Here is a 22,258-nt window from a genome sequence, read left to right as displayed (position 1 = left end):
AAAGTAACCTGTCCCCTTGCACCAAAAAGGGCGCCGACCATTGCGGTCGACGCCCTTTCTTATTGGCGGTTATAAGCCCCAGTGCTTATTTGTTGACCTGACCGGCGCGGACAGCAGCCTTCTTACGGTCGGTGGCGTTGAGCAGACGCTTGCGCAGGCGGATGTTCTTGGGGGTGATCTCGACCAGCTCGTCGTCGGCGATGTACTCCAGCGCCTCCTCCAGCGAGAAGGTGCGAGGCGGCACCAGCTGGACGGAGATATCGGAGGTCGAGGAACGCTGGTTGCCCAGGTTCTTGGTGCGGGCGATGTTGACGACCATGTCGCCAGCCTTGCTGCGCTCGCCCACGATCATGCCCTCGTAGCACTCGGTGCCCGGCTCAACAAACAGCTGGCCGCGCTCCTGCAGCGTACCCAGAGCGTAGGCAACGGCCTTCTCGGTGGTCATGGAGATCATGGCGCCGTTCTGACGGTTACCGATCTCGCCGGCGTAGGGGCCATACTCCAGGAAGGTGTGGTAGAACACGCCCTCGCCGTGGGTGACGTTCATAATGCGGTTCTTAAGACCCATGATGCCGCGCGTCGGGATCTTAAACTCGAGGTGCGTCACGATGCCCGAGGTATCCATGCTCGTCATGATGCCGCCGGAGGTACCGAAGACCTCAACGACCTTGCCCGAGTACTCGTCCGGGCACTCGACAACGGCCTGCTCGACGGGCTCCATCTTGTTGCCGTTCTCGTCCTTCTTAAACAGAACGCGGGGACGGCCAACCTGGAACTCAAAGCCCTCGCGACGCATGGACTCCATCAGAACGGACAAGTGCAGGATGCCGCGACCCGAGACCTCGACGCCGCTCTTGTCCTCGAGCTCCTCGATCTTCATGGTCACGTTGTTCTCGGCCTCGTTGAACAGGCGCTCCTTGAGCTGACGGGCACCAACGATGTCGCCGTCGCGACCGACGAGCGGGGAGGTCGAAGCCTCAAAGACGATGGACAGAGTCGGCGGGTCGATCTCGATGGGCTCGAGCTCAACGGGGTTCTCGGGATCGGTGTAGACATCGCCGATATCGGTGCGGTCGATGCCCACGACGGCGGCGATGTCGCCGGCGCCGACTTCCTGGCATTCGGTGCGGCCCAGGTAGTCGAAGGTAAAGAGCTGCTTGACGGTAGCGGTGGCGCTGGAGCCGTCGTTCTTGACGACCAGGATCTGATCGCCCTGATGGATGGTGCCGGAGTACACGCGACCGATGCCGATGCGGCCAACGAAGTTGGAGTGGTCAATGGTCACGCACTGCATGGCCAGCGGGGCGTTCTCGTCAACCTCGGGAGCGGGCATGTCGTCGATGATCATGTCGAGCAGCGGATACATGTCCATGTTGCCGTCGTTGGGGTCAAGACGGGCAAAGCCATTCATGGCGCTGGCGTAGACCACGTGCTCCATGGCGAACTCGAGCTGGTCGTCGGTGGCACCCAGGTCGGCCATAAGGTCCAGGCAGTCGTTGTAGGCCTTCTCGGGGTTGGCGCCCGGACGATCGATCTTGTTGATAACGATCATGATCTTGAGGCCGGTGTCGATAGCGTGACGCAGCACGAAGCGGGTCTGGGGCATGGGGCCCTCAAAAGCGTCAACCAGCAGCAGGGCGCCGTCGGCCATACGCAGCACACGCTCGACCTCGCCGCCAAAGTCGGCGTGGCCCGGGGTGTCGATGACGTTGATCTTAACGTCCTTGTACTCGATAGAGATGTTCTTGGCGAGAATCGTAATGCCGCGCTCACGCTCCTGGTCGTTAGAGTCCAGGACGCGGTCCTCGACCTGCTGGTTGGCACGGAAGGCGTCCGTGGCACGCAGGAGCTTGTCGACCATCGTCGTCTTGCCGTGGTCGACGTGGGCGATGATGGCGATGTTCCTCAGATTGTCTACGCGCATGTAGTTCCCCTATCTTCTATCCATATACAAACGGCACGCGTATGCGGCCCGCCCAGCGATACAACGCTCAGCGGGAATATTGAGCCTTTTACCGAAAACTCGTTTATTTTAGCGATTTTAGATAAGAGAGGTTTCCTCACCTGCAGGTTCAGGGTCGCTCCACATAAAACCATCGCCGGCGCCCATGCCCTCATACAGCACGTATGCCGAAAAACCGCTCTCGAGCGTGGTTTCGAAGAAGCTCACGAGCAGGGCGTCGTGATAGCCGCCGTCAATTTCGACACAACCGGTGTAGCCGATGGCGTAACGGGCGATGCGGCCCAGCCCCTCGTCCTTAAGACCCATCTTGTGCTCGGAGATAAAGTTGGTGGCAGCCTCGAGGCACGCCTCTTCGCCATCCTCATCGAGCGCCGCCAGATATCGGTTGGAAGCAGCGTCCTCAATTGCCACAACTACGCCCGGATTCTCGCCGACGGCAAGGTCGTCCAAGAACGCACCAATCAGGTCACACACCATGGCGTCGAGCTCGGCGGAGACGTTACCGGCGTCCTGCATATCCTGTGCCATCTTTAGACCTTCCCATCGAGTCCGGCGTCGTTACAGTTCTTGTGCCTCGGCAGCAATCTTGGCGGCGGCGTCGCGGGCGCGCATCATATCCATCGCGCGCTTGTCGAGTACCTTGATCTGGTTGGTCAGCATTACTGCATCGACCACGCCCCAGATTACCAAGCCTGTTGAAATCGAAAACCCAAGCGCACCAACTGTACCACGAAGGCGCGAGCAGATTGCCGCGACAAGGGCGGAGACGACAACCATCTTGATAAACGAGCCGCGGCGCTCGCGAAGCGTGCGGGCCTGCGTCACATAGGCAATGCGAGCCGCCTCAGAAGCCTCCGAGCGCATCTGGGCTTCACGCGCGATGGCGGCCGCTTCAGCCGATACGCGGGTACCCATCAGCGACCTCTCCGCTCGCGTGCCAGACATTTAGAAGTCATCGGGGGAGAGCGTATGGACGAACTCGTCGAACTTCTCGAACTCCTGCTCGTCGTCGACTTCCTCGGCGTGGGTAGAAACAGTGCCCAGGCGATTCATGATGTCGTCCTCCACAAACATGGGAGCATTGCTGCGCACGGCAAGGGCAATGGCATCACTGGGACGGGCGTCGATCTTGCGCTCCTCGCCATCGGCCAGTACGACGATCGTCGCGTAGAACACCGGCGGCTCGGCGCGAACGATCTCGATGCGCTCGAGCTTGGCGCCCAGGGCGTCGACGGTGTCGAGCAGCAGGTCATGGGTAATCGGGCGCTCGGCGCGGCCGCTATCGATGCCGCGGCTGATGGCAGCAGCTTCAAACGAACCAGTCTGAATGGAAAGGGAACGCAGCGGCGCGGGCGAGTCCGATTTGCTGCTGCGCTCACGAAGTACGATAAGCGATGGCACGGGACCGGCGGCCATGACGATGGTCTCTATGTCGACACGAACCATGGAACACCTCCGGTACGTAGCGGTTAACACGCGGCAGCCCGCCGCATTGAATAGCTATACTACCCAAACTTTCGCACAGCACACAAAACCAAAATGAGATTTATCGCAGACAAGAAAAAAGCCCTGAGGCAACGCCCCAGGGCTCTTCACAGTTTTGATGGTGGACCTGACAAGATTCGAACTTGTGACCTCCCGGTTATCAGCCGGACGCTCTAACCAACTGAGCTACAGGTCCATCATGGTGGAGGTTAGGGGGATCGAACCCCTGACCTCAGGCTTGCAAAGCCCGCGCTCTCCCAGCTGAGCTAAACCCCCACGGAGACAGTAATAAACACCCCAGCGGCGACTCGGCTCTCGCTGGGGTGTTTATTGCGAAAGAAAGTGGTGGACCTGACAAGATTCGAACTTGTGACCTCCCGGTTATCAGCCGGACGCTCTAACCAACTGAGCTACAGGTCCATCATGGTGGAGGTTAGGGGGATCGAACCCCTGACCTCAGGCTTGCAAAGCCCGCGCTCTCCCAGCTGAGCTAAACCCCCACGGAGACAGTAATAAACACCCCAGCGGCGACTCGGCTCTCGCTGGGGTGTTTATTGCGAAAGAAAGTGGTGGACCTGACAAGATTCGAACTTGTGACCTCCCGGTTATCAGCCGGACGCTCTAACCAACTGAGCTACAGGTCCATCGCGCAAGGGATATATTAGACGAGTCGTTACGCGCGCGTCAACAACTTTTTTGAAAATCTTTGAGGGGTGTTCGCCCCGGCTGCCCGGCGGCATGCGAAGTCGCCTGCTCGGACAGTCCTGCTCGCACGGAGAGCACATTAAGTGCTCTCCGGCTCGTGCGGAACTCGCGATCGACTTCGCATGCCGCCGGGCAGCCGGGGCCGACGTGGGGTTCAAAGATTTTCAAAAAAGCGGTCGGCGCGCAGTGCGCCGACCGCCAATATATGGAGTCTGATGATTTTCACCAGCTAGGGCCTCTTACTCGTCGAGGAGATCTTCTGGCATGTCGTTGCCGTCGCCTAGATCGACAGGGGTTTCTTCGGGTGCAGAGCCGTCTTCTGTGGCTTCGCCCTCGGGCTTCTCTTTGGCGGCTGTCATGCGAGCTACGGCGCAGATGCGGTCGTTGTCGTCGACGGTCATCATCTTGACACCCTGGGTGGCGCGGCCGGTCTGGCTGATCTCGTCGGTCTTGACGCGAATGACCGTCGCGCCTTCCGTCACGATGAACAGCTCGTGCTGCGGGCCCACCGTCTTCATGGCCGCGAGGTTGCCCTTACGCTCGGTCATTTGGATGGTGTAGACGCCCTGGCCGCCGCGATTCTGCTCCGGGTAGTCCGCGACCGGCGTGCGCTTGCCGTAGCCGCGCTCGGTGATGACGAATAGATCGCCGTTGCCGTTAGTGACTTCCATGCCCAGAACGCTCACACCGTCCTTCATACCGATACCGCGAACGCCGCTAGTATCGCGGCCGGTGGCGCGCACCTGCTCCTCGGAGAACATGATCGCCTTGCCCGCGGTGGTGGCCAGAATAATCTTGTCGCCCTCGCGCACGCGGCGCACGTTTAGCAGCGCGTCGTCGTCACGCAGGTTGATAGCGATCAGGCCGTCGCGGCGGCTGCGGTCATATGCGCTCATTACGGTCTTCTTGACCATGCCGCTCTTGGTGGCAAACATCAGGTACTCGTCGGCAGGGAACTCGCGGCAGCTGATGACGCTCGCGATCTTCTCGCCCTCCTCGAAGGGCAGCAGGTTGACGATCGCGGTACCGCGTGCCTGGCGCGTACCCACCGGCAGCTCGTGCACCTTCAGGCGATAGACCTTACCCTTGCTCGAGAAGAACAGCACGTACTCGTGCGTGGACGCGATGAACATCTCGTCGATGACGTCGTCCTCTTTGAGGTTGACGCCCGACACGCCCTTGCCGCCGCGTTTCTGGGCGCGGTAGGCGGCCACCGGGATGCGCTTGACATAGCCGGTGTGGGTGATGGTCACGACCATGTCCTCGTCGGCAATGAGGTCCTCGACGTCCAGGTCCTTCTCGACCTGGCTGATCTCGGTGCGGCGCTTATCGCCAAACTTCTTGGAGATCTCGCGCATCTCTTCCTTAATGACGCCCAGGATCTTCTCCTCGTGCGCCAGCAGGTCCTCGTAGTAGGCGATGGCGCGGCGCAGGCCGTCCAGCTCTTCCTGGATCTTGTCGCGCTCCAGGCCAGTCAGGCGGCGCAGCTTCATCTCGAGGATGGCCGTGGTCTGCTCGGGCGTAAAGCCAAAGCGCTCGATCAGGCGGCTGCTGGCCTCGGAATCGGTCTGCGAGGAACGGATGATGCTGATGACCTCGTCGATATGGTCAAGGGCCATCAGGTAACCCTCGAGGATATGCGCGCGGGCCTGAGCCTTCTTAAGGTCGAAGCGGGTGCGGCGAGTGACGACGTCGACCTGGTGGTCGATGTAGTGCTGCAGCATCTCGCGCAGGCTCAGGCATTTGGGAACGCCGTTGACAAGCGCCAGGTTGTTGGCGCCAAAGGTCGTCTGCAGCGAGGTGTACTTGTACAGGTTGTTGAGCACGACCTGCGGGATGACGCCCTTCTTGAGTTCGATGACCAGACGGATACCCTTCTGGTTGGACTCATCGCGCATATCCGAGATACCCTCGATGCGCTTGTCGTTGACGAGCTGGGCGATCTTCTCCTGCAGGGTGCCCTTGTTGACCATGTAGGGAATCTCGGTAAAGACCAGGCGGCTGCGGCCGGTCTTGGTGGACTCCACGTGAGCCTTGGCGCGCACGGTAATGGAGCCACGGCCGGTCTCGTAGCTCTGCTTAATACCGGCACTGCCCATGATGATGGCGCCGGTGGGGAAGTCCGGACCGGGCATGATCTGCATGAGCTCGTCGACAGTGGCGTCGGGATTATCGATCAGGTAGCAGGTTGCCTCGATCGCCTCGGTGAGGTTATGCGGGGCGATATTGGTGGCCATGCCGACGGCGATGCCCTGGCTGCCGTTGACCAGCAGGTTGGGGAAGCGCGCAGGCAGCGCCTGAGGCTCGGCGAGCGATTCGTCGTAGTTGGGCTGCCAGTCGACGGTATCCTTCTGCAAGTCACGCAGCAATTCCATGGCGGGCTTTGCTAGGCGGCTCTCGGTGTAACGCATGGCCGCCGCGCCGTCGCCGTCGATGTTACCGAAGTTGCCGTGACCGTCGATGAGCGGCGTGCGCATGGAGAACCACTGCGCCAGGCGGACCATGGCCTCATAGACCGCGTAGTCGCCATGCGGGTGGTACTTACCGATAACTTCGCCGACCGTCCAGGCCGACTTCTTATGTGGGCGGTTGGGGTAGATGCCGCTCTCGTTCATCGCATACAGGATACGGCGGTGTACCGGCTTTAAGCCGTCGCGCACGTCCGGCAGGGCGCGCGCCGTGATAACCGACATCGAATACTCGATAAACGACTGCTTCATCTCGCGACCGAACTCCGAAATCTGGAGCTGGCCGCCGTTGATATCCTCGCCGGCCGAGGCGCCACGGTCGACTTCGCCAAAGCTCTCCTCGAGCTCACCGTCGTCGTCCTCTTCCTCATCATCATCGGCATCGGGGTTATAGGCGTCCGGATCGCCGTCCTCGCCCTGCTCAGCACGGGCGAGCAGGCGCTTCAAATCGTCGGGCATGCCGGCATCGCCGGCCTCGCCCATACCCTCGTTATTGTTGATATCGTCTGCCACGTTACCTCCTCATGGTTTGCGTGGTCCATTAGTTCCCTACCACGGAGACGAATTACCGGGAACACCGGATAACCCTCCTAGGTTTTCCAGGTGCCCCAGGTTGCCCTGAAGGATGAGGGCGCGCGCCTTGCGTGCGGCGCCCGAAATCCTGAAGGGCAAGATGGGGTGCCTGGGAAAGCTAGGCGTCTAAGAAGCGTGCATCATGTGCATGCTTCTCGATGTACTCGCGACGATAGCCGACCTCGGAACCCATCAGCTCGCGCACGGCGCGGTCCGCCACCACGGCGTCCTCGATCGACACGCGCTGCAGAATGCGGGTCTTGGGGTCCATCGTCGTCGAGGCAAGCTGCTTGGGGTCCATCTCGCCCAGGCCCTTGTAGCGCTGGACGGTATAGCCCTTGCGCTTTTTGGTAATCTTGCCGTCCTTGGCCTTGCCGTCCTCGTCGTTATCGTCGGGGTTCAGGCCCAGACTCTGGATGGTGTCGCGCAGGATCTCGTCTTCGGGCTGGCGGCCGTTGGGATACACGTAGTGGATCTTGTTGCGCACCTTAATGCCAAAGATGGGCGGGCAGGCAACATAGACGTAGCCGGCATCGATCAGCGGACGCATGTACTTGTAGAAGAACGTCAGCAGCAGGATGCGGATATGCGCACCGTCGACGTCTGCATCGGTCATGATGATGATCTTGTGGTAGCGCGCCTTGGTGATATCGAAATCGCCGCCGTCGCCGGCACTCGTCGTGACGCCGCAACCGATCGCGGTAATCAGCGACTGAATGGTGTCACTCGAGAACGCGCGATGGTCACCAACGCGTTCGACGTTCAAAATCTTGCCGCGCAGGGGCAGAATCGCCTGGATGTCTCGGCGACGGCCGTCCTTGGCCGAACCGCCTGCCGAGTCGCCCTCTACGATGAAGAGCTCGGTCAGCTCGGCATCGCGCACCGAGCAGTCAGCGAGCTTACCGGGCAGGGACGCCGTCTCGAGCAGGCTCTTGCGGCGGGTCGCCTCGCGCGCCTTGCGGGCGGCATTGCGCGCCTTGCAGGCCTGTTGCGCCTTCTTGACGATCTCGCGAGCGGGCTTGGGATGCTCCTCGAGGTAATCGACAAGGCCGTCGGTCACAATCTTGAGCGTGAGCGCTCGCATATAGGAGCTGCCGAGCTTTGCCTTGGTCTGGCCCTCAAACTGCGGATCGGGCAGCTTGACCGAGATAACGGCCGAAAGGCCCTCGCGCACATCGTCGCCGGTCAGATTGGCGTCTTTTTCCTTGAGCAGGTTCTGCTTGCGCGCATAGTCGTTGATCACGCGGGTGAGCGCGGTGCGGAAGCCCTCAAGGTGCATGCCGCCCTCGGGGGTGTAGATGTCGTTGGCAAACGACATGACGTTCTCGCCGTAGCCGCTATTCCACTGCAGGGAAACCTCAACCTCGCCCATCTTGGCCACAGGTGCGTCCGGGTCCGATTTGCCCTCGATGTAGATAGGCTCCTTAAAGGCCTCGGGGACGTCCTTGCCCTCGTTAAGGAACTTGACGAAGTCGATGATGCCGCCCTCGTAGCAAAACTCCTCCACGTGGGGAGTAGACTCGCGCTCGTCAGTCAGCACGATTTTGAGGTTCTTATTGAGGAACGCCGTCTCCTGCAGACGGTTGTGCAGCGTATCGAAATCGTAAATGCAGGTCTCGAAGATCTCGTCGTCGGGCCAGAAGGTGACGGTGGTGCCCGTCGAATCCGAGGTGCCCACGACCTCCATCTTCTTGACGGTCTTGCCGCGCGAGAACTCCATCTCGTAGGTGTTGCCGTCGCGACGAACCTGAACGACCACGCGCTTGGACAGTGCGTTGACGACGGAGATGCCAACGCCGTGCAGGCCGCCCGAGACCTTATAGGCCGAATTATCGAACTTACCGCCGGCGTGCAAAATCGTCATGACGACCTCGAGCGTCGGGATCTTTTTAACAGGGTGCTCGTCGACGGGGATACCGCGCCCGTTGTCGACGACCGTGATGGAGTTGTCGGCGTGGACCGTCACCTGGATCTCGGTGCAGAAACCGGCCATGGCCTCGTCGACGGAGTTGTCAACGATCTCCCACACCAGGTGATGCAGACCGCTGGCGCTCGTCGAGCCGATATACATGCCCGGGCGCTTACGAACGGCCTCGAGACCTTCGAGAATCTTAATCTCGCCGCCATCGTAATCGTTTTCGTTTGCCACACGTCCTCCTTCAGTCAAGAAAATGTGTACAGCCTTACTAGTTTATCGTAAAAAAATACCCTCGGGAACGATGGTATTTGGCTCTACAAGGCCACCAGATGCGATTTAAGGCTCTTTTTTGCTTTGCACGCCCTTGGCCCACTCGGCACTGGCTCTCATGGCGTTCTCGAGGGCCTCGCGCAGTTTTTGGTCTTCGATGGGCGCCACTTGGCGCTCAATCTCGGTGCGCTCGGCATCGCTGAGGTCGGCGTGTGGGGCCGGCGGGCGCTCGGTCGCCGCTGGGCGAAGGCGCTCCTTGGCGGCGGGCGGCGTGTGACCGGGCGCGGTGGTTTTGAACACCAGGCCATCCACATGCGCACCGGCGCGCTCCATGCGCGCGCGGATGATCTCGCGCAACAACGTCATTTCCTGCGTCCACGAGGGCGAGTCGAGATATACCAGCAGCTCATTGGACTCGGGCAGGTAGCGCAGGCCCGTCACATGCCGCCCCTCGCGCGTGCCCGAGCACACCGCGTTCCACGCGCGATAGACCGCGCGCGACTCCTCGGCGGCCTCCATCTGCGCACGGCGCTCAGGGGTCGCAGCCGCCAGGATGCGCTGGCGCTCTGCGTTCAACAAGCCACTGAAGGCGACCGTTTCGCTCTCGCGCTCGTAATTAGCACGTCTCACCCATGCTCACCACCTTGGCTCGATCAAGCAGGTCATCGGTAAAGTACCCCAGGTTGGTCGTGGTTATGACCGTCTGGATATCATCGCCGATCAGCCGCAGGAAAGCACCGCGGCGTTCGCCGTCGAGTTCGCTCATCACGTCGTCCAAAAGCAGCAGTGGGGCGGTGCCCAGGACATCGCGAGCCACGGCCACCTCCGCCACCTTCCAGGCCAGAACCAACGTTCGCTGCTGACCTTGGCTGGCAAATGAACGGGCGGAGCGACCCGCCACAGCAAACTCAATCTCGTCGCGATGCGGTCCCACCAACGTCACGCCGCGGCGAATTTCCTCGTCGGCGTGCTCATCAAGGGCAGCCAGCATGCGCTCGTACGCCCAGCCCTTCAGCTCTTCGCGATCATCGACCTGGGGCAAATCCCCCAGCGTGGACGCATAGGACACGTTGGCGGCTTCACCGGACGCCACTTGCCCGTAGGCAGTACGCACATGGCCCGCCAGCCGGTCGAGCAGGGCCAACCGGTGCACGAGCAGAGCCGCGCCCGCGCGGGCAATCGAATCGTTCCACGCGCCGAGCATCTCGCGGCAGCACCAGGCCTCCTTGAGCAAGGCGTTACGCTGGGTCACGCAGCGACCATAGGTGCTCGCAAGATCGGCATAGCGTGCGCTCAGTTGCATGCCAAAGTCGTCGAGGGCGGCGCGGCGCACACTGGCGCCTCGCTTAACCATGTCCAGATGGTCGGGGCAAAACAGCACGCTCGGCAGAACCCCGCGCACACCGGCGGCAGAGCATCTCTTGCCGTTGCGGCTAAACGAGCGTTTACCGTCCTCCGCGCTCAATCCCATATCAAGCACGCGGCCGTCGCCCTCGAGCCTCAGCTCGACCTTGCACGAGCCCACGCCGTCATGGACGAGCTCGGCTGCGGTCGGATGCCTAAACGAGGCGCCGCTCGTCAGCAGCTGCAGCGCCTCTATGAGATTGGTCTTTCCCGCCGCGTTGGGTCCCGCAAGTATCGTCACGCCCTCGTCCAGGGCAAGGCGATAGCTATCGAAGCTGCGGTAGTGCGCGACGGAAAGATCGCGGGCGAACATGGTCATAGGGCAGTTGCTAGATGCGGACCGGCATGACCAGGTACAGGTAGTTGATCTTGTCGTAGGACTTGAAGATGCCCGCCTGCGAGTAGCTCTTGAGCTCCAGCGTGATCTCCTTCTCCTTGGACAGGGCATTGAGGCAGCCAAAGATGTAGTGGTAGTTGAAGGCGATGGTGCCCGACTCGCCCTCGGCCTCGACATCGATCGTCTCCTGCGCAAGGTCCTGGTCATTGGAAATGGAGGACAGGCCCATCTGCCCGTTCTCGACATCGATCTCGAACTTGACGGCGGGGTTGGCGCTCGCGATAACGGCCACGCGCTTGAGGGCGGCGTTAAAGGCGGCGACGTCGATCTTGACGCTCGTCACGCACGAATCGGGGATGAGCTGCTTGTAGTTGGGGTACACGCCCTCGATGCGGCGCGACACGTAGGTGGTGTTGCCGGCCTCAAAGACGACCTGGGTGTCGGTAGCCCCGATCATGATGGTCGCCTGGCTGGCCATGATGTTCAGCGCGTCGTTAAAGGCGTCGGCCGGAACGTTGAGTTCAAAGGAGCCCTCGAGGGTTGAGGTCTCGACCTGCGTATCGCACACGGCCAAGCGGAAGGAATCGGTCGCCACCAGGCGCACGGTGTTGTTCTCGACCTTCATGTGCACGCCACCCAGGATGGGGCGGGCCTTGTCAGTCGAGGTGACGCGCCACACGCGGCCGACCATTTCGGACAAGATATCGGTCGGCAGTTCCACGGCGCTCTCGATGGCATAGGCCGGAAACTCGGGGAAGTCATTGGCATCGAGCGTGTTCAGGCGGAAAGAGCTCTTCTCACAACCAATCAGCACCTGGCGCTCGGACAGCTCAAAGGTGACCGGGGCATCGGGGAGGGTCTTGGTGATATTGGAGAGCATCTTACAAGGGATAACCATCTCGCCCCCTTCTTCGACATGTGCCGCGATGCGATGACGGATCGAGATGGTGTAGTTAGAGGTCTGGAATTCCAAGATGCCGTCTTGCGCCTTGACGAGCACGCCCGACAGGATGGGAAGGGTGGACGCCGAAGCGACACCCTTCATAACGACGCCGATGGCTTGTGTAAGCGAGCTCTGGCTGACGGTGAACTTCATCTTTTAATACCTTTCTTTAGATATAAATATCTTAATAATAGTAATAGCACTGACGAAACTGTTGATTACTCCCAAAGACGCAGGTCAGACCCAGAAAGAGAATCGACAGCAACCTGTGTGCAACGGGGGTGGTTTTCCACGTTCAAAACCTGCGCAAAACTTTTCACCACCGCGGGTTGGGTTTTAGACACCTTATGCCCATGGTTTCGACAAGTTTTCAACAGGTGTCTCTATTTCCCTACGAGCGCAGTGTAATTTTATCGCGCAGCGATTTGAGGTCTTCGGTGACGGTACGGTCTTCCTGGATCATCTTCTGGACCTTTTTGTAGCTCGTGCTGACGGTCGAGTGGTTGCGGTTGCCAAATTCGGCGCCCACCGCCGTGGTCGTCATCTCGCACATCTCGATGGCCAGGTAGATAGCGATATGGCGTGCTTTGGCGATATTGGCGTTGCGACGCGGGCCGATGAGCTCCTCGTGCGTCACGCCGTACTGCTCTTCGATGACGGACTGAACCGTCTGGACGTTGATCTTTTTGGCCGATGTGTCGAAGTACTGGCTGGCGATGGCGTCGATATCGTCAAAGGTGAGCTCCCCGCCCTCGCGCTCGCGGTCGCCCGCCTCGCCGGCGCAGCGCTCGCAAAAGCTCTCGAGTTCGCGGATGTTGGTGCCCGAGACCTCGGCCATGTGTTTAAAGTGCTCGTCGGTCAGGTGTCCGCCGTCGCCCCCATAGGCCGCCAGCAGCGAGTCGTCGCCTGCCTCGGGAGCGGCGACGATGGTGTTCTCGTAATAGCGCTGCAAGATCTTGTATTTCATCTCGTAGCTGGGCTCTGCGACCAGGCAGAGCATGCCGGCGTTGAAGCGGCTGGTCAGACGCTCGTCCATGCTCAGGTCCTTGGGGGCACGGTCTGCCGCGATGACGACCTTCTTGTTGTTGCGGATGAACTCGTCCATGAGCTGGAAAAAGTAGTCCACGCTCGCGCGCTTGCCGATGATGTTTTGGATGTCATCGATGATGAGCACGTCCACGCCGTGGTACGCCTGCATGATGGGGGCGTTGCTCTTCTTTTGGCGGTCGAACTCGGTCATCAGGTCGTCCAGATATGCCTGGGAGTTGGCATACTTGACCTTGATCTCGGGCGACTTCTCGGCGAGCTCGTTTTTGATGGCAAGCAGCAGGTGCGTCTTGCCCAGGCCCGATTTGCCGTAGATGAACAGTGATGTGCATGTGCCGCGCTCGTCCGCGAGGGCGGCAAACTTGAGTGCCGAGCGATAGGCATGGCTGTTTTCGGGGCCGTAGACAAAGTTCTCAAAGGTAAATTTTGAGTTCGCGGCGAGCGGGGCTCCATCCGTATTCTGCTCGGCCGGCACGGTCGGCGCCGGTATGGGTGAAGCGGGGGTCGCAGCTTGCGTGGATTTAGTCGGCGCTCCGCCCTTCATCTGGTTCATCATGCGACGAAAATCATCGGCCGAGAGCGTGTTCTTGATTGCAATGCCCGAATCCGCGCCCGCCGCTGCGTCGTGAGCGATAGGCATGTGCGTGACGGGTGCGTTCGTTGACGTCGCCGCCGCGGTCGGCAACGGTGCCATGGTTTCACGGGAAACATCGCTGTGCTGGTGCTCGATTGTCGGCACGTCGCCTGCGGAGGTCGGTGCCGCCGGGGAAGCGGCGGGAGCCGTGGCGGGCGCCGTCGCGGCAGCGGATTCCGTTGCGGCGCCTTGCGGTGCCACGATGTCGAGCGCGATCGGTGCAAAGGCGATTTCTTCCAGATAGGCCTCAATAGTCGGCTGATGCTTTTTGAGCTGCGCGATGGCAAAGCGCGAGGGGGCCTCGATCGTGAGCGTATCTTCGGTCAGGCTTATGGCCCGCGATTGCCCCAGCATGTTGATGAGGCGTGCATCTTGGCCGTCGCGCTGGCAAAAGGCGATGGCATCCCCCAGGATGATGCTTGCTTCCTCGTCCACTGTCTCTCCCGTTCTTTAGCTCTGAGCTCGCACGCGAGCGGCGCCGAGTTCGGTCAGATGGTATTTCTGGCCATGCTTGATGACCAAGCCGGCCTGCGCCAAGTCATTGAGCGTGCGTGACCAAGTGGGGGCCGAGTTTCCAAACGCCCTCGCCAGATCGGTTGCACCGCACGCTTGATTTTGCGCCAGATAGCCCAGCGCGGCGTTGCCGCGATCGCTTACGAACACGTCCGGTTGTGGCTGCGCATACTGATTTGCTGCATTAGGATACATCATTTGAGCTGCTGGTTGTTGAGAACTCTGCATCGGCGGCATTTGCTGTTGAAAACTTTGAGGCCACTGTTGGTAAGGCTGCAGAGGCATCTGTTGGGCCCAGGGGTTGTACTGCTGCTGCGGCATCTGCTGGTACGGCTGCTGATATCCCTGCTGGTACTGCTGCGGGAACTGCTGGCCATACCCCAGTGGCGGCATCTGCTGATATGGATATCCCCGTTGGTACGGCTGATAGCCCATTTGCTGGCCACCCGGTGCCCCCGTCGCCTGCTGCATTGCTGCTGCATCCTGATCTGCCAGCGGCATGGCCTCTGGCATGTTTGGCGTCATCGACATAGATGCCGCCTGGGGCTCTTGTGTGGGAAGCATTCCGGGCTGCTGCATCTGCCCCACGGGGGGCTGCATCTGCTGCGTTGCCATGGGCTGCTGCGCAAAAGCTCCCGGCAGGGGATATGTGGGCTGCTCCGTCTCGGGCCGCACGGCAGCACCGCGTCCGCCGGCACGCTCGATTTCCTGCACGCGTTTAGGGTTCAGGCTTACCGTAACCACGGTGCCGTTGCCCATGTTGTCCTCGATGGATACGGCACCGCCGGCGTTTTCCAAATACTCCTGCACCATGGGAAACCCTGCTCCGGTTCCACGGATATAGCGCTTCATCTTGCTGTTTGCGCTGGTAACGCCAAAGTCGAAAGCGCGTTCCTTGTCGTCGATGCCGGGTCCTTGGTCAGCAAAGCGGATGGTGTCTCCGCCGTCCAGAATCGAGATGATGGGCTCTGCAAAGTGTGCGTGGATAAAGTTTTCGACAATCTCGCGGATGACCATGAGCGAGATATGGCCACCTTGTTCTTTCATGCACTGGTAGACGGTGTTGGTCGTCTCTTCCAAATACGTGCGGACATCTTGCGGATCGATGACGATCACACGCGGTGTCGACAGCATGTCGTCATAGACGGCGATGCGCGCGGCGTACATGGCTTTTGGCGCCTGCGTTGTCGTCTGTTCACCTTCGTCACGCTCTTCGCGCACGCCGGTGATGTGCTCGTTGTCGGGTGCCGGGTCTCCGGAATCGACCATGGTGTAAAAGTCGTCAGACATGCCGCTCGCAATCTTCCAAAAGGTTTCGAACAAATAGTAGCTCACCGTGCAATGTTTCTCATCTTTCGACAAACTTTCAAAACCTGTTGAAAACTTTGGAAAATGGACGAAAAGTTCTCAACATTGCCAACATGACCCGTTGAAAACTCGATGAAATATCATGAAAAGTTGCCATGCACCGCTAAATCGAGCTTGGCTTATGGGGGAACCGTGTGAACTGCGCAACCTTTTACCTTTGATTTCTTGACATTTGAACATTGATTTCCCTACAATCTTCAAGCTCACGTGTCTATATCTGCGTCCGCGTCCCCGCGGACACTCGAAATGCAGCAGGAGGAACTTAAGATGAAGCGTACGTATCAGCCTAATAAGCGTAAGCGTGCCAAGACCCATGGCTTCCGTGCCCGCATGGCCACTAAGGGTGGTCGTGCCGTGCTCGCCCGTCGTCGCGCCAAGGGCCGCAAGCGTCTCACTGTCTAGCAGCGATACACACATCTCGCATGAAGACTATTAAGTCTCGGCAAGATTTCGAGCATGTGTTCAGTCAGGGGCGTCGTTTCAATCACCCTCTGATTCGAATGACCATATGTGAATCGGTTGGCGAAGGCGACTCCGGAAGGGTCGCCTTCGTTGGTGCTAAGCGACTCGGTTGTGCCGTCGTGCGCAACCGATCTAAGCGTGTGATGCGCGAGGCCGCCCGCAGCTGCGGATTTCCCGTTGCGGGTTATGACATCATCTTGTTTGCAACTCCCAAGACGAGGGTTTCCTCGCCGCAGGAGATGGACAAGGCGTTGCGTTCGCTTATGAAGCGCGCCGGCGTTGCCGGGGAGGAGCGATGAGCAATCACGTTTTGCGACGTGTTGCCATCGCTCCTATTCGCATATATCAACAGGTTATTTCGCCCTTATTGCCTGACGCCTGCATTTATTACCCAACGTGCTCGCAATACGCCATCCAGGCGATTGAGAAGCACGGTGTTTTGAGAGGCTGCTGGCTTGCCGTGAGGCGCATCGCTCGCTGCAATCCCCTGCACGTCGGCGGTTATGACCCTGTGCCCTAGCGGGCACTCGCTATCGGAGGAAAACTTACATGTGGGATTGGATCGTTAACATCCTTTTCGAGCTGCTCAAGCTCATCCAGACCTTTGCGGTCGACTGGGGCCTGTCCATCATCATCCTGGTGGTCATCATCCGTCTGCTGCTGACGCCGCTTATGCTCAAGTCGACCAAGTCGACGGCTCGCATGCAGGTGCTGCAGCCCAAGATGCTCGAGATCCAGGAGCGCTATGCCGACGATCCCCAGCGTCAGGCCGAGGAGATGCAGAAGTTCTACAGCGAGAACAAGTTCAACCCCATGGCTGGCTGTCTGCCGCTGCTGATTCAGATGCCTATCCTGTTCGCCCTGTTTACATTGCTGCGCAACCTGCCGCAGTACTTTAACAACGGAACGTTCTCGTTCTTCAACATCCTGCCCGACCTGACCACCACGCCGAGCGCTTCCTTTGCCGATGGCTTTATGGTTGCACTGCCTGCGCTGGTTTGCCTGATCCTGTTTGCCGTCCTGACCCTGATTCCGCAGCTCTATATGTCGCGCAACCAGACCGGCCAGCAGGCTCAGAGCATGCGTATGATGGCCGTTGTCATGACGGTCATGATGCTTTGGATGGGCTGGAGCCTTCCCGTTGGTGTTCTGCTGTACTACGACGTCTCGTCTGCTTGGCAGGTTATCCAGCAGATTTTTGTGACGCAGAAGGTCATCGACAAGGCGAAGGCCGATGAGGAGGAGCGTCTTAAGAACGCTCCGCTGCAGGTTGAGGTCACTCGTCGCGAGAAGAAGCCGCGCCCGCACAAGAAGAAGTAGTGGGATATCAATCTTATTTAGGTACCTAACTTTTGGAGTACGTTATGTCTGAAGAGATCATCGAGGATATGCTTGAGGAGGTTGCCCCGCAGGTCGCGGGCGATTATCCCGAGATTGCACAGCGCTACAAGGCTGGTGAAGAGCTGACCGATGAGGAGCTCGACACCATTGCCGATGTTGCGATTTCCATCCTGCGTTCCATCCTTTCGCACTTCGATGCCGCCAACTCTCCTATCGATGAGTATGAGGGCGACGAGGGTGAGCTGATTTTGGATGTAACGGCTCCCGACCTTGCTGTTCTCATTGGCCGTCATGGTCGCACTCTTGATGCTCTTCAGGTTATGTTCTCTTTGCTGGTGAGCCGCAAGCTTGGCTTTAGGTATCCGGTTGTAGTGGACGTCGAGGGATACAAGAGTCGCCGTCAGGATAAGGTCGCCTCCATGGCTCAGTCTGCTGCCGAGCGTGCCATCCGCACTCATAAGAGTGTTTCGCTTCCGCCCATGAATGCCTACGAGCGCCGACTGGTTCACATTGCACTTCGTGGCAACGATGCAGTCGATACTCATTCTGAGGGTTCTGACCCTGATCGCCATGTGGTGATTGTTGCTCGATAATCTACTCGAGCTTATGCTAGGGGGACGTGGTTTCCACGTCCCCTTTTTTTGTCAAAAGTTCTCGATACGCTGATTTTTGTCAGAAAGGAGCTTCTGTTGTTTGTACTTACCGATCAGCAGGCTGACGAGATGTTGAGTCGCCTAACTTCCTATTGCAAAGAATATTCCTTGAGCGTAACTGATATTGAGCTGAGGAAATGTATCCAGCATTTGGATTTGGTTCTAGAAACAAATAAGACAACCAATCTCACCCGTATTCTTAACGTAGAAGATGCTGCCGTACTTCATATCCTCGACTCACTTGTTTTGCTCCCCTATATCAATAAGGCTCCTGAGGGAGCTTTGCTCGATATGGGAACAGGTGCGGGCTTCCCTGGTATTCCATTAACCATAACCACGCATCGTAAAGCTACTTATATTGACTCTGTTGGCAAGAAGGTTGATGCGGTTAATTCCTTTGTCCATGCTCTTGGATTGAAACATGCTCATGCGGTTCATGATCGTCTTGAAGAATATGCTCGAAGCCATAAGAAGCAGTTCTCCGTTGTAACCGCCCGCGCACTGGCCCCTCTACCGATTCTTGTTGAGTATGCGGCTCCGTACCTGAAGGATGGAGGGCTATTTGTTATCACCAAGGGCAATCCTTCGGATGAGGAGCTTGCTTCCGGCATGTCAGCAGCTAAGATTTGCGGCTTCACTTTGCTTCTGAATGACGCAATTGATTTGCCTGAAGGCTTGGGTCACAGGGAGTTCATTGTTCTTAAGAAGAGTCATTCAGCATCCGTTTCATTGCCTCGTGCAAATGGCATGGCAAAGAAGAATCCGCTTGCCTAGATGTTTCACGTGAAACATAATGGTTACTAACAGCTTGCAGTGTTTCACGTGAAACATAGCAGTTGCTATCGATTCGGAATGTTTCACGTGAAACATCCTCCGTTTGACAGCTTTAATACACACCAGGAGGGACCGTGGGATTTCGCGACGTTAAGCGTTCTAAGAGCGCAAAAGACACGCGTATCATTGCAATCATCAATCAAAAAGGCGGCGTCGGTAAGTCAACGACGGCTGTAAACCTTGCAGCAGCACTGGGTGAGCAGGGTCGTAAGACACTGATTGTTGATTTTGATCCGCAGGGAAACAGCACCAGTGGATTCGGAATTGAAAAAGAAGACCTTGATCACTGCATCTATGATGCATTGCTGAATGATGTGCCGGCAGAATCGCTTGTTCTTGATACAAATTGCAAAAAGGTATTCGTAATTCCGGCTACAATTCAGCTTGCAGGCGCGGAAATTGAACTCGTAAGCGCAATTGCTCGTGAAACCCGTCTCAAAGATTTGCTTGAGCCGATTCAGGACGAGTTCGATTTTATTTTCATTGACTGCCCTCCTTCGCTCGGCCTGCTTACTATCAACGCTTTGACCGCAGCAGACAGCGTTTTGATTCCGATCCAATGCGAGTATTACGCACTCGAGGGCGTTACGAAGCTGCTTGAGTCAATGAAGATGGTCAAATCTCGTCTGAACAAGGGCTTAGACACCTACGGTGTGCTTATGACCATGTATGACTCGCGTACTTCTCTATCGAATCAGGTTGTTGAGGAGGTTCAATCGTACTTTGGTGATAAGGCATTTAAGACGTTGATCCCCCGTACGGTTAAAATCTCCGAAGCTCCGTCTTTTGGGGAACCGGTAATTACCTATGCACCTCAAAATAAGGGTGCAAAAGCATATATGAACCTTGCAAAAGAGGTGATCAAGCGTGCCTAGTGTAAAGAAACGTGGCGGATTGGGACGTGGACTCAATGCTTTGGTCTCAGAGGCCGAGTATGAGACCGGTGGTTCGGCTTCATCGGCTTCGAATGCCGCATCTGAAACAAAACTACCTATTGAGGATATCGTTCCCAACCCTAATCAGCCGCGAATTCACTTTAACGAAACTGAACTTCGTGAGTTGAGCGAATCAATCCAAGAACATGGCGTCTTGCAGCCGCTTTTGGTTCGCAAGCATGGAAACGGCTATGAGATCATCGCTGGTGAGCGTCGTTACCAAGCGTCAAAGCTTGCTGGTCTTGAGGAGCTGCCTGTCATCATTAAAGATGTTAATGATGAAGAGATGCTGGCTCTTGCTCTGATCGAAAACCTTCAGCGTTCTGATCTGAATCCCGTCGAAGAGGCTAAGGGCTATCGCCAGCTTATCGATGCCAGCGGTATGACCCAGGAGGCATTGTCGAAGGCAGTCAGCAAGTCACGCTCTGCAATTACAAACTCGCTGCGCCTTCTCGATCTCCCTGAAGTTGTTCAGCGGATGATTTTTGAGGGCAAACTTACTGCTGGTCATGCACGTGCGATTCTTGCAGTTCCCTATGAGGACGCTCGAATTCGACTTGCAGAGAAGGTTGTTGCAGAGAGCCTTTCCGTAAGAGCGACAGAAAATCTTGCTCCGTTGTTTTCTGCCGGAGAGACACCTAAGACGCCGAGGCCTGCAACGCCTCAGTCTTTTAAAAAGGCTGCCCGCGTGCTTCGTCAGGTTTTTAATACCAACGTGCGTGTTAAGAGCTCGCGTGGAAAGAATAAGATTGAGATTGAGTTTAAAGACGAGGAAGAGCTCTCTCGTATTCTTGGCGAAATGATTCAGTTTGATCAAGGAGGCCAAGATGAGGAATAGGATTTTAACTGCGATTGCATTGGCGACGACTGTCGCGGCTGGTGCCTTTGCTGGCTATAAGATCGCGACAGACGATGAACTTCGAGGTCGTTTGCTTCGTAGTGCGCAAGATATTGTCGATACATCCAAGAAGAAAATGGATGTTATGACAGAAGATGTTGCCATGCGTACGGCTCAGGTAACGAAGAATCCCAAGATTAATCAAGGTTGGGTTAGTAACCAATGGGAAAATGTAGGCTATTAGGTACCTAACAATTACTTAGCATATTTTGAGGGGTCCTTGTCTGATTCACGAGGCAAGGACCCCTTATTTTGGCCGTAAAAAATGGGACAGGTAGCAGCTGAGTTAAAATCGAAGTCAATAAATGAAACGGCCCCGGTTGCATATTCTACAACCGGGGCCGTTCGATGTTTCACATGAAACGTTTTGAGGTGCGACTCCCCTATGCGTTCTTCTGAACTTTGAAGCGCTGCTTCAGCTGACCGCAGGCGGCATCAATATCATTGCCGCGAGAATTACGGATTGTAGTCTCGATGCCGCGAGACTCAAGGCGGCGCTGAAGATCCTCAACCTTATGAATCGGCGACGGCTTGAGCGGGCTACCCTCGATGTCGTTAAGCTGAATGAGGTTAACGTGGCACAGCGTTCCCTCGCAGAAGTCACAGAGCGCCTGCATCTCGGGATTCGTATCGTTGACGCCTTCGATCATGGCATACTCATAGGTCGGGCGGCGGCCAGTCTTCTCGGTGTAGAGCTGAAGCGCTTCGTGAAGGCGAAGCAGCGTGTACTTCTTAACACCGGGCATGAGCTTATTGCGCGTCGACTGGATGGCGGAATGCAGGGAAACGGCAAGCGTGAATTGCTCGGGGATGTCGGCAAATTTGCGAATACCGGGAATAACGCCACTGGTAGAGACGGTGAGGTGACGAGCGCCGATACCGATGCCGTCGGGGTCGTTGAGGATTCGCAGCGCCTTGAGAACCTCGTCGTAGTTGGCAAACGGCTCGCCCTGGCCCATGAAGACAACGCTCGTGGCGCGCTCGCCAAAGTCGTTGGATACATGAAGTACTTGGTCGACGATCTCTTGAGCGGTCAGAGAGCGCTTGAGGCCGTTGAGACCGGTAGCGCAAAAGGCACAGCCCATGCCGCAGCCTGCCTGGGTGGAAACGCAGACGGAAAGCTTGTTACGACGGGGCATGCCGACAGTCTCGACGGAAACGCCGTCGTGGTACTCGAGCAGATACTTGCGCGAGCCATCTTTGGAAACTTGCTTGGTGAGTTCAGTGGGCGTGTCAAAGGCAAAAGCCTCTTTAAGCTGCTCGCGGAAAGCCTTGGGAAGGTTGGTCATATCGTCAAACGAACAAACGTTCTTCTCGAAGACCCATTCGATGAGCTGCTTCGCGCGGAAGGCGGGCTGGCCAAGTTCGGCCACGAGCTCGCGAATATCGTTTTGGCTCAAGTCGCGAATGTCCTGAGATTTAGTCCTGGGATTCATGGAAGCCTTTCGATTTTGGGGAAACGTAGAGGGTATCGCTACAATATGGTATCAGCTGCAGAAATTATAGA

21 protein-coding genes and 5 tRNA genes are annotated in these 22,258 nt (G+C 57.7%); 9 read left to right on the top strand and 17 right to left on the bottom strand.

Features of this window, described 5'->3' with window-relative positions:
• Positions 1 to 85: 85 nt before the first annotated feature.
• The 16 genes from typA to GT571_RS05250 form a co-directional block, all read right to left on the bottom strand.
• Positions 86 to 1,924, bottom strand: coding sequence for a translational GTPase TypA (gene typA, locus GT571_RS05325; protein ID WP_006235837.1), 1,839 nt, complete (start codon positions 1,922 to 1,924; stop codon positions 86 to 88).
• A 117-nt stretch (positions 1,925 to 2,041) separates the two neighbouring features.
• Complete coding sequence (locus GT571_RS05320; protein WP_161155911.1) at positions 2,042 to 2,491, bottom strand: hypothetical protein; 450 nt, start codon at positions 2,489 to 2,491, stop codon at positions 2,042 to 2,044.
• 30 nt (positions 2,492 to 2,521) lie between these two features.
• Positions 2,522 to 2,878, bottom strand: coding sequence for a hypothetical protein (locus GT571_RS05315; protein ID WP_055251342.1), 357 nt, complete (start codon positions 2,876 to 2,878; stop codon positions 2,522 to 2,524).
• Positions 2,879 to 2,908: 30 nt separating this feature from the next.
• Entirely contained in the window at positions 2,909 to 3,409 is a 501-nt protein-coding gene (locus tag GT571_RS05310) for a bifunctional nuclease family protein (protein ID WP_099432413.1), read from the bottom strand.
• Between the two features lie 158 nt (positions 3,410 to 3,567).
• A tRNA-Ile gene (locus GT571_RS05305) sits at positions 3,568 to 3,644 on the bottom strand.
• A gap of 4 nt (positions 3,645 to 3,648) precedes the next feature.
• Positions 3,649 to 3,724 (bottom strand) — tRNA-Ala (locus GT571_RS05300).
• Between the two features lie 67 nt (positions 3,725 to 3,791).
• Positions 3,792 to 3,868 (bottom strand) — tRNA-Ile (locus tag GT571_RS05295).
• Between the two features lie 4 nt (positions 3,869 to 3,872).
• Positions 3,873 to 3,948, bottom strand: a tRNA-Ala gene (locus GT571_RS05290).
• 67 nt (positions 3,949 to 4,015) lie between these two features.
• Positions 4,016 to 4,092, bottom strand: a tRNA-Ile gene (locus GT571_RS05285).
• A gap of 300 nt (positions 4,093 to 4,392) precedes the next feature.
• Entirely contained in the window at positions 4,393 to 7,104 is a 2,712-nt protein-coding gene (gene gyrA, locus GT571_RS05280) for a DNA gyrase subunit A (protein WP_192934649.1), read from the bottom strand.
• A gap of 208 nt (positions 7,105 to 7,312) precedes the next feature.
• Complete coding sequence (gene gyrB / locus GT571_RS05275; protein ID WP_161155910.1) at positions 7,313 to 9,343, bottom strand: DNA topoisomerase (ATP-hydrolyzing) subunit B; 2,031 nt, start codon at positions 9,341 to 9,343, stop codon at positions 7,313 to 7,315.
• Positions 9,344 to 9,448: 105 nt separating this feature from the next.
• Positions 9,449 to 10,012, bottom strand: a complete 564-nt coding sequence (locus GT571_RS05270) for a DciA family protein (RefSeq protein ID WP_152068592.1) — start codon at positions 10,010 to 10,012, stop codon at positions 9,449 to 9,451.
• Positions 9,999 to 11,105 (bottom strand): DNA replication/repair protein RecF, encoded by a 1,107-nt coding sequence (gene recF / locus GT571_RS05265; protein WP_006236184.1) that lies wholly within the window; start codon positions 11,103 to 11,105, stop codon positions 9,999 to 10,001. Before recF ends, GT571_RS05270 begins: the two co-directional genes overlap by 14 nt.
• A 10-nt stretch (positions 11,106 to 11,115) precedes the next feature.
• Positions 11,116 to 12,219, bottom strand: a complete 1,104-nt coding sequence (gene dnaN, locus GT571_RS05260; RefSeq protein ID WP_152068594.1) for a DNA polymerase III subunit beta — start codon at positions 12,217 to 12,219, stop codon at positions 11,116 to 11,118.
• A gap of 238 nt (positions 12,220 to 12,457) precedes the next feature.
• Positions 12,458 to 14,182 (bottom strand): DnaA ATPase domain-containing protein, encoded by a 1,725-nt coding sequence (locus GT571_RS05255; protein ID WP_152068595.1) that lies wholly within the window; start codon positions 14,180 to 14,182, stop codon positions 12,458 to 12,460.
• 15 nt (positions 14,183 to 14,197) lie between these two features.
• Entirely contained in the window at positions 14,198 to 15,622 is a 1,425-nt protein-coding gene (locus GT571_RS05250; RefSeq protein WP_229025827.1) for an ATP-binding protein, read from the bottom strand.
• 273 nt (positions 15,623 to 15,895) lie between these two features.
• Here GT571_RS05250 and rpmH point away from each other — a divergent pair, with 273 nt between their 5' ends.
• From rpmH to GT571_RS05205, 9 genes are all read left to right on the top strand, one after another.
• Positions 15,896 to 16,030 (top strand): 50S ribosomal protein L34, encoded by a 135-nt coding sequence (gene rpmH, locus GT571_RS05245; protein WP_019127408.1) that lies wholly within the window; start codon positions 15,896 to 15,898, stop codon positions 16,028 to 16,030.
• Positions 16,031 to 16,050: 20 nt separating this feature from the next.
• A complete protein-coding gene (gene rnpA, locus GT571_RS05240; RefSeq protein WP_006236191.1) occupies positions 16,051 to 16,389 on the top strand; it encodes a ribonuclease P protein component in 339 nt (112 codons plus the stop codon).
• On the top strand, positions 16,386 to 16,610 hold the full coding sequence (gene yidD, locus GT571_RS05235) for a membrane protein insertion efficiency factor YidD (protein ID WP_082222962.1): 225 nt from the start codon (positions 16,386 to 16,388) through the stop codon (positions 16,608 to 16,610). Before rnpA ends, yidD begins: the two co-directional genes overlap by 4 nt.
• A 29-nt stretch (positions 16,611 to 16,639) precedes the next feature.
• Complete coding sequence (locus GT571_RS05230) at positions 16,640 to 17,410, top strand: YidC/Oxa1 family membrane protein insertase (RefSeq protein ID WP_035136499.1); 771 nt, start codon at positions 16,640 to 16,642, stop codon at positions 17,408 to 17,410.
• A 44-nt stretch (positions 17,411 to 17,454) separates the two neighbouring features.
• Positions 17,455 to 18,024 (top strand): Jag family protein, encoded by a 570-nt coding sequence (locus tag GT571_RS05225; RefSeq protein WP_022093802.1) that lies wholly within the window; start codon positions 17,455 to 17,457, stop codon positions 18,022 to 18,024.
• A 96-nt stretch (positions 18,025 to 18,120) separates the two neighbouring features.
• Positions 18,121 to 18,858 (top strand): 16S rRNA (guanine(527)-N(7))-methyltransferase RsmG, encoded by a 738-nt coding sequence (gene rsmG / locus GT571_RS05220; RefSeq protein WP_229030414.1) that lies wholly within the window; start codon positions 18,121 to 18,123, stop codon positions 18,856 to 18,858.
• A gap of 134 nt (positions 18,859 to 18,992) precedes the next feature.
• The gene (locus GT571_RS05215) at positions 18,993 to 19,793 is read left to right on the top strand and encodes a ParA family protein (protein WP_022093800.1); all 801 of its coding nucleotides are present in this window, start codon (positions 18,993 to 18,995) and stop codon (positions 19,791 to 19,793) included.
• The gene (locus tag GT571_RS05210) at positions 19,786 to 20,691 is read left to right on the top strand and encodes a ParB/RepB/Spo0J family partition protein (RefSeq protein WP_338400656.1); all 906 of its coding nucleotides are present in this window, start codon (positions 19,786 to 19,788) and stop codon (positions 20,689 to 20,691) included. The genes GT571_RS05215 and GT571_RS05210 overlap by 8 nt, the downstream gene beginning before the upstream one ends.
• A complete protein-coding gene (locus GT571_RS05205) occupies positions 20,681 to 20,935 on the top strand; it encodes a hypothetical protein (RefSeq protein ID WP_149926478.1) in 255 nt (84 codons plus the stop codon). Before GT571_RS05210 ends, GT571_RS05205 begins: the two co-directional genes overlap by 11 nt.
• A 199-nt stretch (positions 20,936 to 21,134) precedes the next feature.
• On the opposite strand, the gene rlmN is transcribed toward GT571_RS05205, so the two are convergent.
• Positions 21,135 to 22,187 carry a dual-specificity RNA methyltransferase RlmN gene (gene rlmN / locus GT571_RS05200; RefSeq protein WP_055287295.1) on the bottom strand — a complete coding sequence of 351 codons (1,053 nt, stop codon included), beginning with the start codon at positions 22,185 to 22,187 and terminating at the stop codon, positions 21,135 to 21,137.
• Positions 22,188 to 22,258 lie beyond the last annotated feature (71 nt).

The sequence above is a fragment of the Collinsella aerofaciens genome, assembly GCF_009876115.1.
GTDB classification, from domain to species: Bacteria; Actinomycetota; Coriobacteriia; order Coriobacteriales; family Coriobacteriaceae; genus Collinsella; species Collinsella aerofaciens_N.
This window is presented reverse-complemented; position numbering and strand designations above follow the sequence as displayed.

What these genes read in the sequence shown, in the direction of transcription:
- typA (WP_006235837.1), bottom strand. Translation starts at nt 1,924, where the DNA reads ATGCGCGTAGACAATCTGAGGAACATCGCCATCATCGCCCACGTCGAC.
- GT571_RS05320 (WP_161155911.1), bottom strand. Translation starts at nt 2,491, where the DNA reads ATGGCACAGGATATGCAGGACGCCGGTAACGTCTCCGCCGAGCTCGAC.
- GT571_RS05315 (WP_055251342.1), bottom strand. Translation starts at nt 2,878, where the DNA reads ATGGGTACCCGCGTATCGGCTGAAGCGGCCGCCATCGCGCGTGAAGCC.
- GT571_RS05310 (WP_099432413.1), bottom strand. Translation starts at nt 3,409, where the DNA reads ATGGTTCGTGTCGACATAGAGACCATCGTCATGGCCGCCGGTCCCGTG.
- gyrA (WP_192934649.1), bottom strand. Translation starts at nt 7,104, where the DNA reads ATGGGCGAGGCCGGCGATGCCGGCATGCCCGACGATTTGAAGCGCCTG.
- recF (WP_006236184.1), bottom strand. Translation starts at nt 11,105, where the DNA reads ATGACCATGTTCGCCCGCGATCTTTCCGTCGCGCACTACCGCAGCTTC.
- dnaN (WP_152068594.1), bottom strand. Translation starts at nt 12,219, where the DNA reads ATGAAGTTCACCGTCAGCCAGAGCTCGCTTACACAAGCCATCGGCGTC.
- rpmH (WP_019127408.1), top strand. Translation starts at nt 15,896, where the DNA reads ATGAAGCGTACGTATCAGCCTAATAAGCGTAAGCGTGCCAAGACCCAT.
- rnpA (WP_006236191.1), top strand. Translation starts at nt 16,051, where the DNA reads ATGAAGACTATTAAGTCTCGGCAAGATTTCGAGCATGTGTTCAGTCAG.
- yidD (WP_082222962.1), top strand. Translation starts at nt 16,386, where the DNA reads ATGAGCAATCACGTTTTGCGACGTGTTGCCATCGCTCCTATTCGCATA.
- GT571_RS05230 (WP_035136499.1), top strand. Translation starts at nt 16,640, where the DNA reads ATGTGGGATTGGATCGTTAACATCCTTTTCGAGCTGCTCAAGCTCATC.
- GT571_RS05225 (WP_022093802.1), top strand. Translation starts at nt 17,455, where the DNA reads ATGTCTGAAGAGATCATCGAGGATATGCTTGAGGAGGTTGCCCCGCAG.
- GT571_RS05205 (WP_149926478.1), top strand. Translation starts at nt 20,681, where the DNA reads ATGAGGAATAGGATTTTAACTGCGATTGCATTGGCGACGACTGTCGCG.
- rlmN (WP_055287295.1), bottom strand. Translation starts at nt 22,187, where the DNA reads ATGAATCCCAGGACTAAATCTCAGGACATTCGCGACTTGAGCCAAAAC.